Raw genomic sequence first — 11,821 nt, 5'->3', positions numbered from 1 at the left:
ATTTTTGAAAGGAAGGATACGTGAAAATGGGTGAAGTAAAAATCTGGGAAGAGAGGATTGTGATTCCTACCTACGAGGTGGGAGAACCGGACAAAAATCCCATGTTCCTGGAAAAAAGAGTTTATCAGGGGAGCAGCGGAAAGGTCTATCCTTATCCAACTACTGAGAAAATCAGCAGAGTGAAGACAGATAAGGAGTATCAGGCGGTATTCCTGGAAAATGAGTATATCAAAGTGATGATTCTGCCGGAGCTGGGGGGAAGGATTCAGAGAGCCTATGATAAGACCAATGACTATGATTTTGTATACTACAATCATGTGATTAAGCCGGCGCTGGTAGGACTGGCAGGTCCCTGGATTTCGGGAGGAATCGAATTCAACTGGCCCCAGCACCACAGACCGACCACCTATATGCCGGTGGATTATAAGCTTCAGGAAAATAAAGACGGAAGCAAAACCCTGCTGGTGAACGATGTGGATCAGATGTACGGAACGAAGGGTATCGCAGCGTTTACCCTTTACCCGGGAAAGGCTTACATAGAGATCCGCGGCCAGCTTTACAACCGGACTTCCATGCCCCAGACTTTCCTCTGGTGGGCGAATCCGGCAGTGGCTGTCAATGATTATACTCAGTCCATTTTCCCGCCGGATGTGCACTCGGTTATGGACCATGGCAAGCGTGACGTGTCCCGTTTCCCCATTGCCAAGGGCGTATATTATAAACATGATTACAGTGAGGGAGTAGATATTTCCCGCTATAAGAATATCCCGGTTCCTACCTCCTATATGGCGGAGCATTCCGACTATGATTTCGTGGGCGGATATGACTATCAGAAAGAGGCCGGCCTGCTTCATGTGGCGGACCATCATATCTCTCCCGGAAAGAAGCAGTGGACCTGGGGCTGCGGAGACTTCGGAAAGGCCTGGGACAGAAACCTGACTGACGAGGATGGTCCCTACATCGAGCTGATGACCGGCGTGTTCACCGAGAACCAGCCGGATTTCACCTGGCTGAAGCCTTTTGAGGAAAAGACCTTCAAGCAGTATTTTATGCCTTATAAGAAGGTGGGAGCTGTAAAGAATGCGTCCATCCATGCGGCTCTGAATCTGGAGACTGCAGAGGATCATATCCATGTGGTGGTCTATGCTACAGAGCGGTATGAGGATGCGCAGATCGTAGTTAAGAAACAGGGAGAAGAGGTATATCGGGAAAAGACGCTGCTGTCCCCCACAGACATCTATGAAAAGGATATCCCTGTGGGAGCGGAAAAGCCGCAGGATATCCAGGTGCTGGTATATGGAGGAGAGCGTCTGCTGGTAGAGTACCAGCCTGAGGACGAGGGAATTCCGGAGCTGGCGAAGCCGGCGGAGGCCGCGAAGGACCCGGAAGAGATTATGACCAACGAGGAGCTGCTTCTGACGGCGCAGCATATTGAGCAGCACCGCCATGCCACCTATCTTCCCGATCCCTATTACCTGGAGGGCTTAAAGCGGGATAAATATGATATCCGCATCAATAATGCCTACGGAATGCTGCTGCTGCGGAGAGGCCGTTTTGCGGAGGCGGAAGGGTATTTTAAGGCAGCTATCCATCGTCTTACCTGGAGAAGCCCCAATCCCTATGACAGCGAATCCTATTACAATCTGGGATTGAGCCAGTTCTATCAGGAGAAATACGACGAGGCCTTCGACAGCTTCTACAAGGCGACCTGGACGAATGAGCAGCAGGAGATGTCCTGGTATTATCTGGCTGTCATTGCCTGCAGAAAAGGAGATTACGAGTCTGCTCTTGATTTTGTGGAGAAGGGACTTATCAAGAACACCCACAACATCAAAGCGCGGGGCCTGAAGGCAGCAGTGCTCCGGGTGCTGGGAAGAGACGGAGAGAACAGCGCCTGGATTGCGGAAAATCTGAAAACAGATCCTTTTGACTATGTATCCAGATATGAGGCGGTGCTGAATGCGCCTTCTGAGGAAAAGGAAGCCCGCAGAGAAGAGATGAAGAAGCTGATGCGTGATTTCCACGAGAGTTATCTGCAGACAGCCCGGGATTACGCGGAGGCAGGCTTCTACGAGGAGGCCGTAGAGGTGCTGGACGGCTGCACGAAGGAATGGCCCATGCTCTTCTATTACAAAGGCGCATATCTGCTGAAGCTGGGAAAAGAGGCTGGGGCGAAAGAAGCATTTGAAAGAGCAGAGGCGGCCTCGCCGCTGTACTGCTTCCCCAACAAGCTGGAAGATATCGCGGTGCTGGAGACAGCCATTGCCGAAAATCCGGAGGGAGCAAAGGCCTATTACTATCTGGGCTGCCTGTGCTATGACAAGCTGCAGTTTGAGAAGGCCGCAGAACTCTGGGAGAAATCCATCCGGCTGGACGACGGTTATCCTACCGTGCACAGGAACCTGGCTCTGGCTTATTACAACAAGCAGAATGATCCGGAGCGCGCAAAGCAGGAGCTGGAGAAAGCTTTCGCCCTTGACGAGACAGACGCCAGAGTCCTTCTGGAGCTGGATCAGCTCTATAAAAAGCTGGGTATGCCTTTTGAGAAGCGGCTGGAGCTTTATGAAAGCCATAAGGACATTATTACAGAGCGTGACGATGTCATGCTGGAGTATGTTACTCTTTACAACCTGGCAGGAAAGCCGGAAAAGGCATACGAGATCATCATGAGCCATTCCTTCCGTCCCTGGGAAGGAGCGGAAGGACGTATCTCCGGACAGTACAAGATTGCGCTTCTGGAAATGGCGAAGAAGGATATCGCCGCAGGCGCTTACAGCGAAGCGGAAGAAAAACTGGAAAAAGCCCTGGTGTATCCGGAAAACCTGGGAGAAGGAAAGCTGGAAGGAACCAAGGATAACAATCTCTACTATTACCTGGGACTTGTTAAGGAAGCTCTTGGAAAAGAAGGAGCAGAGGAGTGCTTCCATCTGGCAGAGCTGGGAGATAACGAGCCGGCCGGGGCCATGTATTACTATGACCAGCCTGCGGACATGATTCTCTATAAGGGGCTGGCCAAGCAGAAGCTTGGGAAGACAAAGGAAGCCCATGCCTGCTTCAATAAACTGATGGATTACGGCGAGCGTCATCTGAATGATGTGGTGAAGAATGATTTCTTTGCGGTATCTCTTCCCGACTTCCTGATTTTCGAGGATGATATGGATAAGAGAAACAAGGCTCACTGCTATTACCTGATGGGACTGGCAAATCTGGGAATGGGACAGAAAGAAAAGGCCGTAGAAGAGTTTGACAAGGCTCTGGAATACGATTTTAACCACCAGAATTGTCGGATTTACAAGGAACTGGCAAAGGGGGAGCTGTAATGACAAGACTGGAGAGTATTACCGCGGAAAATTTTAAGGCTTACGGGACAGTGCTGGAATTTCCGGAAAATTATGGTGACACTTTTTATATTGTAGATACGGAAACAGACCAGCCGTGGAGGGTAGCGGTATTCCGCTACTCCTCCAAAGAAATCAAGGTGGTGGAGAACCATCCTACTTCCAAGGAAAGCTTTGAGCCCCTGAAGGGCATCACGGTGCTTCTGGTGGCAGAGCATGAGAATCCGGAGGATTACCGGGCTTTTGTGCTGGATAAGCCGGTCTGCTTAAAGAAGGGAATCTGGCACCAGGTGCTGGCTCTGACCCCGGAGGCTCAGGTGAAGATCACCGAGAATCTGGAAGTGCCTTCGGAGTTTTATGAGTTTCAGGAGCCCAAGGGAGTTTTTCTTATGTGAGCGGCCGGATTTTGGGTGATACATTTGAGGATTTTTCCAGATTGGTTTCCCAAAAGGAAGGCCATAGATTCTGGAAGCGCATGATAAAACAGAGCGGCTATTCTGTCCCAAGTGTAAACAGGAAAGTTTAATCAACTAAAACGACGGCATGCCACGGTTATCCAAAAGCCGGGCGCACAGACGCAGAGCCGATAACACGTAAGATGAAATACGGTTATCGGCTCTGTTATTGCGTCACAGTAAAATTCCCGGCCCGGGAAACTGACCGGGCCGGGAATTTCCTGGAAATATATTTGATTTCTATCTTTCCGCCAAGGGTTACGCAAACTTCTGAATATAGCTGATGATCAAAATTGCAATTACGATAATCGGAAGAATGTAGGTTACATAAAATCTGGCCCATTTCGGGAACTGAATACCCTTTCCGGCGTCCGCTTCCGCAATGAAGTTCTTCCATCCCCATCCGTACCGGCTGGTACAGAAGAGCAGATAAAGCACGCTTCCGATGGGCAGCAGGTTGTTGGAAATAATGAAGTCCTCCAGATCCTGAATCGTGGTTCCCGCGCCCAGAGGCTGAATGCTGCTTAATACATTGAAGCCCAGCACGCAGGGCATGGACAGAACCAGAATGACAACCAGATTTACCAGAATGGCCTTTTTACGGCTCCAGCCCCAGAGGTCAATGGCGAAACTGATGATATTCTCAAACACGGCGATAACTGTGGACAGCGCCGCGAAGCTCATGAATACAAAGAACAGAGAGCCCCAGAGGCGTCCGCCCGGCATCTGGTTAAATACGTTCGGCAGAGTGACGAACACAAGGCCCGGTCCTTCCCCGGGGTCTACGCCGAAGGCGAAGCATGCCGGGAAGATGACAAGTCCGGACAGCAGAGCAACCGTAGTGTCCAGAACGCAGATATTGATGCACTCACCGGTCAGGCGGCGCTCCTTACTGATATAGCTTCCGAAGATTGCCATGGCTCCGATTCCCAGGCTTAAGGTGAAGAAGGACTGGCCCATGGCCGCGTAGACAGCTTCTCCGATACCGTTCTCCGCCATCTTTCCAAAATCAGGAACCAGATAGAATTTCAGTCCCTCGCCGGCTCCTTCCAGAGTTACGCTTCGGATGCACAATGCGATCAAAATCACAAAAAGCAGGCTCATCATGGCTTTGTTGATGCGCTCCACGCCGTTTCGAAGTCCCATGCTGCAGACACCGAAGCTCACTACGACAGTTACAATCATCCAGAAGGTCATTTCGCCGGGATTTGCCAGCATATTATTGAAGACTCCGCCTACCTCGTCCGGAGTAAGATTCGTAAAGGTTCCGGAAGCCATCTTGACGATATAAGCCAGCATCCAGCCGCCGACGGTAGTGTAGAACATCATTAACAGGTAATTTCCGGCGATAGCCACGTAGCTTGTCAGGTGCCATTTGGTCCCTTTCGGTTCCAGTACATGGAAGCTTCTGGCTGCGGATTTCTGGCTTGCGCGGCCTACGGAAAATTCCATGACCATAATCGGAATTCCCAGAATTACCAGGAAACACAGATAAATCAGTACAAATGCGGCTCCGCCGTACTTTCCGGTGATGTACGGAAAACGCCACACGTTGCCAAGTCCAATGGCGCAGCCGGCTGAAATCAGAATAAAGCCCAGCCGGGACGCGAAGGTTTCTCGTTTTTCCATTTCTCTTATTTCTCCCTCTTATTTGTGTCCGCAGACAGGTAAAACCGCTTTTACGGACGTAATGCAGACGCTTTCTTCCTATTTATAAGCACAGAAATACAAGCATAAAAGCGTACATACGTATCTTATCAAAGAACAGATACTACGTCAATTCAGCGCTTTGGCGCGGTGAAACGAAAAAAACGAGAAAAAACGGACACGAAGGAGTATCAGCAGTCTCTTGATTTTTCCGGCTGTCTGTGATATTCTATGACACGCAGATATGCCCATAAAAACCAAGGTCTTACGGGCCTGCCGCCGATTCCCGGCGTAGACCTGATGCCTCCGGCATCCGGTCTCACGGCGCTCGCCAGATGGACACGCCAGCGCGTCCGACTGGCTCACGGCTCCGCGAAAATGAATCGAGTGTTCGAGACCTTCCACTCGTAAAACAAAACTTTGAAAGTGGTACATTTATCATAGTTTATCATGGTTTAAGAAAGCTTGGAAACGTAGTGTTCCTAGACTTTTCTTTTTATTTACATTTATCAAGTTTTATGCAAAGTGGTACTTAAGTGGTACTAATAGAATACATTAATTAGGAAAGATATGTCAGAATTATTATGGTTATTATGTGAGTATTTCAGAAATGCTAATGAGGGCATGAGTTGGCTTGAAATTGTGGTTGAATATGTTATTCCGATTATTGGAACTATCATGTTGGTGGGTTCGGCAGTGGTCGGAGTCGCAAAATATTGGTATGAAAAGAACAAAAATTTTTATGAAAGAATTTTGGTAGAAGTTTATGCACCTTTATATCAATATATTATTAAGCAGGAATTTTTTAGAAAGGATGTTTCAGATCTGCCTCTAGAAAAATACCCCATTATTTCACTAACTCATACCAAAACAAAGGAAACAATTTCTTTCACTACAGGTGAAACAAAAAGAGAAGAAGAAAAAAGTCAAATCATAGATTCTAAAGAACTGTTCAAGGTAACTAAATCATTAAATTTTGGCTTGGTTCCAGAAGATTTGCTAATTTTGCTTTGTGAATATGAAATGCTATATAAGTTAAAAAGAAGCAGTCAGGCTCCAGAAAGTATTGCTATATTAATGGCATTACGGAAGAATGTTATTGAAGGATACCATAAATATTATCAAAAGCTGGGGGTTTCAGGAAAGTCAAAACTTATAACCTATGACGAGAATACAGGCGAGATCTTATTTGCGGAGCAGTAAAACAGGCACTCAATACCAATTTGGTAATGGATGCCTGTTTTATTATATTTTGGGCTTTTTACCTAAGGGGATGCTATATTCTATCATGTCTTTGTATTTCCTAAATGGCCGTTCCAGGCAGCATAAAAAATGATAATCAATGTTTGAAATCATCTCCCAAAATTCGCTCATAAGAATGGGAGGAGACAATTTTTTGGCCTTCTGATCATACAAAAATATTATTCTTGCACGATCATAATTTACATGATGCAAAGTTGTCGATTTTCCCCATTCATCTTTAATCACCCACTGCTTGATAAAAAACGAATCTGAAACTTTTTCTTCTAGTTCAGAAACAGTAGTGATTAACTCGTACCCGTGAAGCTCCAGTATTTGAAGATATAATTGCTCTCTTTTAGAATATGATTGCCACCTATCTGCAGCTTTTTCTTCAGAAGTAATGTAGTCACTCTCTAATAATAAATACTTTAGACTAATATCTAATACTCTGGAAAATAATAGGGCATTCTGTTCGGTTAGTCTGACTTTTCCATTGATAATATCAGAAATTGTAGGTTGCGATATATGTGCATTATCGGAGAGCCATTTTTGAGATTTATTTCTATATTTTAAAGCGGCCTTAAGGCGTTTGCCTTGTTCGGGTTTAATAATAGGTTTTTTCATTAAATAAATTCCTTTCATTCTTAAATTAAACTTAGATTTATAACTATTAGACAAATAATAAGGATAAGCTTAATATTATAATATCACTAGTGAAGAAATAAAGCAACGGACAAATACTGATGAAAGGACGATTATTTATGAGAAAGACGCTTGATAGGGAAAATAAGCAGTTTTTGACAGTTAATGCGGAGACGTTGGCAGGAATGCTTAATTGTGGCAGAGCAACAGCGGTTAAGATTGGAACGGACGCAGGGGCCAAAATACAAATTGGTCGGAGAACATTATATAAAGTTTCTATTGTGGAGAAGTATCTTGATAGTCTTTCGGGGGAATGAAGATTGAAATTTTTAGAACAGTAATAAAAAATCCCTCATCTGTTTGGTGCACTTAATGAAGGAAAATAATATAGCTGGAAGCCATTCATTTCGATATTATTATAACGCTTCCGGCGGAAGGGAGCAATATGGATTTTGTAATATATGACCTTCTTCCAGTTGGACGGGAGAATGCAATTTCCACACCGGAACTTGTACGACTATCGGGATGTCATTCAGCCCGTGAACTTCAGGGGAAAATTGCAGAGGAACGGGCAGCAGGAGCAGTAATTTGTTCAGGAGGTACGCCGGGATATTGGAGGCCAGGGAATCGTCAGGAGGTAGAGGACTTTATACGGACAATGAAAAGCAGAGCATTGAATACTCTGGCGGCAATTAAAAGCGCAAAGAGGCTTCTGGATATTCCTGAAGGGCAACACATTTTATTACGGGAGACAGGGGAGAATGGCGAGACGTAAACCAACGCCTTTCCCGCCGTGGCAGACTGAGAAGCCAGACGGAATAGAAAAACGATATATTCGTCTTGGAAACTCTCAGATACTTCATCCGGCTATGTTGTCGCTGTCGGACAAGGCTTTTCGAGTTTATGCCCAAATGCTCTTAGAGGCTGGAGGGGCAAAGGAATTTGAATTTCCAAGGTCGAAGTATAAGAAGATTGCTGGAAATACTGTCTTTCAGAATGTGAAGCAGGAATTGATTTCTAAAGGATTTATTAGAGTAAAACAATGTAATGCAAATTTGCGGAAGCCAAATATATATGAGTTTTCAGAAGATTGGAAGCGTTACATACCGCCATAAATTTTATTTGGCTGTCCCATATCGGGACAAGTAAAGGCCAGAACTTGTCCTAAAACGGGACAAGATAGGCATAAATAGAAGATTTGCTTGTCCTAAAGTGGGACAACCGTTTCGCAGACTAAAGTGTTTTGCTTGTCCTAAAACGGGACAGATATACTATATATAGCCATATCTGGCAGGTTTATTGTTGGCATTTCTTACTGAGAGACGAGCCGAATTTAAAGTGTGGAGGATTTTAGATGAAAGAGTTTCGCTATGAGATTACGGAACATATAGCAACAATAAGCGAGAGTGCAGATAGGCGGTTCACTCTGGAACTTAATCGAATCAGTTATAATGGTGCGCCCGCCAAGTTGGATTTGCGCCGCTGGAATCGACAGGATGATCGGATGCAAAAAGGTCTGGTGCTGACAGAGGAAGAAGCGGGAGAATTAAAGGCTATTTTGGAGCAGATTTTTGATAGTGTGGAGGACAAGAGATGAATTCTAGAGAGAAAGTTTTTATTGCAATTAAGACCAGAGAGCCGCTTGAAGCGCCGTTTTTAAGCCTTGGGCTTATCCTGAAAACTGGGGGCATTGAGGCGGCGGGAACTGGAAGCCATCAATCTGATAAAGCTATATGTCAAATGCGGAGATAAGCAGATACGGCAGCTTGTGGCGGCAGAGGCTTACCACCGTTCCTTTTTATCAGGTATTTTAAGAAAGTTGCGAAGTCTGTTTTATAGCGGATTTGTCCGGGTAAAGTATCATCGGCTGCTCTCTGTTGTAGATACCGCGGCAAAGGATATTCGCAATGAAATGAAATAGCCCCTGCCGGGAGCAGGAGAACTCAACAGCAGCAGGGGCGGCGGTCTGGCCTATTTCGATTATAAGGGATAGGAGGACGGGACGCAATGCGGGAAATTGTACTTGAGCCTAGAAAAGCAAAAGGGAAGTATCTGCGGATTAACTTTATCACGGTGGAATGGGACAGGGAGCGCAGGGCTTTTGCTGCTATGGTTATGTTTCATCGGACGCGGGACAAGCAGGATAATAAGCCTCTGGGGGCGGTACTGTATGCAAACAATGTGCCAACGCTGGTGAAAATGCTTCAGGAGTTTAATCTGCTCTATCCGGCAAGAGAAAAGATGACAGTGCAAATACCAGAATTAGAGGAAATGGAATCGGGAAAGATGAGGTGATGTGATAGTTTGGGGTATGGTATATAGCAGTAAATTCCTTGATTCTGGAGGCAGACAGTCAAAACTATATGACAAAATTTAAGGAGATATAATGCAAATGGAAGCTTTGAAAGCAGGAAAAAGCGAACAATATTTTGTAGTTCTTGCAATGATTTCATACCTGAAAGAGCAGAAAAAGTATGAAGGTTTGCTCTTGCTTCAGGAAAAAGGACGAGAGAGGTCAAGATACGAAGCCAGCAGCATTCGGATATGTTCAAAAAAGAAGGATATAGTTTATAAGCAGTTACGACAAATTGCGGAAATGTATCCTCCTCAAAAGGACATAACGATTATAGATACGGAGGAGATTGGTGTATGAGCGATTTAGCAGAAAGGTATCGACTGTCACAGTTAATGCAGCAAAGGGAAGCTGGGGTAAAGAAGAAAAAACTCCGCTGGAACACAGCAACGCAAGTGAGACGCTCTTTAGCTCGTGTCAATAATATGGTATTAAATGGTGAAATCACTGCAAAAGAGGCTAATGCTATATTTTATTCTGCGAACCTGGTTTTAAAGGCTCTGGAATTGGAAAATAATTCTTAGTTTATAGACACGATGCGCGCAGGATTAAGGAGATTGGAAAATGATTATGGGAATTTTATTAATACTGGCAGACATTATGCTATTTATTGTGATGCTTGAATTGGCAGTGATATATGACAGGATTGGAGGAAAAGAAAATGGCAAAGATGCTTAAGACAATTCAAGTGCGAGGCGGCTACCTTCAGGTTGATTTTTCACGGCCGGAACGGTTTAAGGCATTTTCAAACCGCATTATGATAGCGTACAAAAAAGCGATACGAGGGAAGATGCCAGGCGAATCTATAGATACAACTATGTACCGAAAGAAGGTGGCCAGTGCGTTTAATGATTTTTTTGAAGATGAGAATGCGTGTCAAAAGACTTTTGGAACAGATATACCAGGAATAAAACAGATGGATGAATTTATTGATAAGTTTAGCGATTTAGCGGATAAATGGTTAAAGGAGATGTAATATGGCGGACGGTACAATAACAATAGATACACAAGTAGATACGAATGGAATTGCAGTAGGTACAGAGGAAGTCAAGAAAGCTGTAAAAAGGATGGCATCTTCTGTATCAAACCAGAGAGATTCTATCAGCAAAGCTATGACAAAAAGTACAGAAACAGCTTTGGAATCAATCAAACAGCAAACTGCTATGCAGTCACCCCCGACACAGGAGTATAGAGCTCTTGCGACAGAAATTCAGACACTGGAGGAACGGCTGGAACTGCTCAATAAGGAACAGCAGATGTTTTTGGATTTGGGAGGCTCAGAAAATGACAGTATGTACAGAGGGATTGCTGCCGAGATTGTGGCATTAAATAAGCGACTTGATGAGGCAAGGATAAAGCTCCAGCAGATGAATATGGCTGGTCAGAATGTGGGAGCTTCAGGAGCAGTGAGTGGGGCTTCTGCCAATGTGTCAGCTTTGACAGGACAGGAGGAGGTTTTACAAAGCACAAACAATAGTTTGGCTTCATCTTTTTCTCGTTTGAGGATGACAGTAGCGGAATATGCGAAAAGTGCTTTAACTGCAGCTCTGCAGTCAGGTCTTCTTAAGAGGACGCTTTTGACCATATTCAGCGGCGTGAAACGTTTAATAAAGGTTACATTTAAAGCGGCGTTATCTTTTGCGCAGATGGCAGGAAAAGGTATTATAGGCGGATTTAAACGTCTATCAGCAGGAATATTAAGTGTACATAAAAACAGTAACAAGGCAGGGTATTCGCTGGGCTCAATGCTGAAAAACGGCCTGCTGATGGGTGTGGCCTTCCGGGCGTTTTCCGGGATCTTTACATCAATCGGAGAAGGATTTCAAAACCTGGCGAAGTATTCCGGCACAACGAACAAGAGCCTTTCTATGCTGAAATCAAGCCTGACACAGCTTAAGAACTCTTTTGCGACAGCCTTTGCGCCAATATTGAATGTAATTGCTCCTATTCTGAGTAAATTTATCAATATGTTATCTGCGGCGGCAGCGGCGGTCGGACGGCTTTTCGCAGCTCTTACCGGGCAGATGCAAATGTCAACCACTTTTTTACATTGTTAGGTAAGATGTTTTTTACACCGTATGGTAAGGAGTTTTTTACATACCTTAGTAAGCAGATTTTTACATCGTAAGGTAAGCACTTTTTTA

The 11,821-nt window shown here is 45.0% G+C and carries 16 protein-coding genes; 14 read left to right on the top strand and 2 right to left on the bottom strand.

The features are described 5' to 3' along the window. The first annotated feature begins 26 nt into the window (after positions 1 to 26). The 3 genes from B5E82_RS17335 to B5E82_RS19035 all read left to right on the top strand — a co-directional run bounded on the left by B5E82_RS17335 (position 27) and on the right by B5E82_RS19035 (position 3,872). Positions 27 to 3,320 (top strand): tetratricopeptide repeat protein, encoded by a 3,294-nt coding sequence (locus B5E82_RS17335; RefSeq protein WP_087308774.1) that lies wholly within the window; start codon positions 27 to 29, stop codon positions 3,318 to 3,320. Then, entirely contained in the window at positions 3,320 to 3,733 is a 414-nt protein-coding gene (locus B5E82_RS17330; protein ID WP_087308773.1) for an ureidoglycolate lyase, read from the top strand. The genes B5E82_RS17335 and B5E82_RS17330 overlap by 1 nt, the downstream gene beginning before the upstream one ends. Positions 3,734 to 3,800: 67 nt before the next feature. Further along, positions 3,801 to 3,872, top strand: coding sequence for a cysteine-rich KTR domain-containing protein (locus B5E82_RS19035; protein WP_140393184.1), 72 nt, complete (start codon positions 3,801 to 3,803; stop codon positions 3,870 to 3,872). A 179-nt stretch (positions 3,873 to 4,051) separates the two neighbouring features. Here B5E82_RS19035 and B5E82_RS17325 read toward each other — a convergent pair whose 3' ends face one another. Then, a complete protein-coding gene (locus B5E82_RS17325; protein WP_087308772.1) occupies positions 4,052 to 5,422 on the bottom strand; it encodes a sodium-dependent transporter in 1,371 nt (456 codons plus the stop codon). Between the two features lie 588 nt (positions 5,423 to 6,010). On the opposite strand from B5E82_RS17325, the gene B5E82_RS17320 reads away from it, so the two are divergent. Then, on the top strand, positions 6,011 to 6,643 hold the full coding sequence (locus B5E82_RS17320) for a hypothetical protein (protein ID WP_087308771.1): 633 nt from the start codon (positions 6,011 to 6,013) through the stop codon (positions 6,641 to 6,643). A gap of 42 nt (positions 6,644 to 6,685) precedes the next feature. On the opposite strand, the gene B5E82_RS17315 is transcribed toward B5E82_RS17320, so the two are convergent. Continuing rightward, positions 6,686 to 7,306 (bottom strand): helix-turn-helix domain-containing protein, encoded by a 621-nt coding sequence (locus B5E82_RS17315; RefSeq protein WP_162610814.1) that lies wholly within the window; start codon positions 7,304 to 7,306, stop codon positions 6,686 to 6,688. 137 nt (positions 7,307 to 7,443) lie between these two features. On the opposite strand from B5E82_RS17315, the gene B5E82_RS17310 reads away from it, so the two are divergent. From B5E82_RS17310 to B5E82_RS17265, 10 genes are all read left to right on the top strand, one after another. After that, positions 7,444 to 7,641 carry a hypothetical protein gene (locus B5E82_RS17310; protein ID WP_087308769.1) on the top strand — a complete coding sequence of 66 codons (198 nt, stop codon included), beginning with the start codon at positions 7,444 to 7,446 and terminating at the stop codon, positions 7,639 to 7,641. Positions 7,642 to 7,769: 128 nt separating this feature from the next. Then, positions 7,770 to 8,099, top strand: a complete 330-nt coding sequence (locus B5E82_RS17305; protein WP_087308768.1) for a hypothetical protein — start codon at positions 7,770 to 7,772, stop codon at positions 8,097 to 8,099. Then, the gene (locus B5E82_RS17300) at positions 8,086 to 8,439 is read left to right on the top strand and encodes a hypothetical protein (RefSeq protein ID WP_087308767.1); all 354 of its coding nucleotides are present in this window, start codon (positions 8,086 to 8,088) and stop codon (positions 8,437 to 8,439) included. Before B5E82_RS17305 ends, B5E82_RS17300 begins: the two co-directional genes overlap by 14 nt. Before the next feature lie 239 nt (positions 8,440 to 8,678). After that, the gene (locus B5E82_RS17295) at positions 8,679 to 8,921 is read left to right on the top strand and encodes a YdbC family protein (protein ID WP_087308766.1); all 243 of its coding nucleotides are present in this window, start codon (positions 8,679 to 8,681) and stop codon (positions 8,919 to 8,921) included. Beyond that, positions 8,918 to 9,076 (top strand): hypothetical protein, encoded by a 159-nt coding sequence (locus B5E82_RS18605; protein WP_242966366.1) that lies wholly within the window; start codon positions 8,918 to 8,920, stop codon positions 9,074 to 9,076. Before B5E82_RS17295 ends, B5E82_RS18605 begins: the two co-directional genes overlap by 4 nt. Before the next feature lie 255 nt (positions 9,077 to 9,331). Beyond that, positions 9,332 to 9,619: a hypothetical protein gene (locus tag B5E82_RS17285; RefSeq protein ID WP_087308765.1), complete on the top strand. Its 288-nt coding sequence runs from the start codon at positions 9,332 to 9,334 to the stop codon at positions 9,617 to 9,619. 97 nt (positions 9,620 to 9,716) lie between these two features. Then, positions 9,717 to 9,977 (top strand): hypothetical protein, encoded by a 261-nt coding sequence (locus B5E82_RS17280; RefSeq protein WP_242966365.1) that lies wholly within the window; start codon positions 9,717 to 9,719, stop codon positions 9,975 to 9,977. Next, complete coding sequence (locus B5E82_RS17275; protein ID WP_087308763.1) at positions 9,974 to 10,201, top strand: hypothetical protein; 228 nt, start codon at positions 9,974 to 9,976, stop codon at positions 10,199 to 10,201. Before B5E82_RS17280 ends, B5E82_RS17275 begins: the two co-directional genes overlap by 4 nt. A gap of 137 nt (positions 10,202 to 10,338) precedes the next feature. After that, positions 10,339 to 10,653: a hypothetical protein gene (locus B5E82_RS17270; protein ID WP_087308762.1), complete on the top strand. Its 315-nt coding sequence runs from the start codon at positions 10,339 to 10,341 to the stop codon at positions 10,651 to 10,653. Position 10,654: 1 nt separating this feature from the next. After that, positions 10,655 to 11,734: a hypothetical protein gene (locus tag B5E82_RS17265; protein WP_087308761.1), complete on the top strand. Its 1,080-nt coding sequence runs from the start codon at positions 10,655 to 10,657 to the stop codon at positions 11,732 to 11,734. The last annotated feature ends 87 nt before the right edge of the window (positions 11,735 to 11,821 follow it).

The sequence above is a fragment of the Lachnoclostridium sp. An138 genome (assembly GCF_002160765.1).
In the GTDB taxonomy this organism is placed as follows: domain Bacteria; phylum Bacillota; class Clostridia; order Lachnospirales; family Lachnospiraceae; genus Laedolimicola; species Laedolimicola faecalis.
Note: the sequence above shows the minus strand (reverse complement) of the source record. Positions and strands in the feature narration are given on the sequence as shown.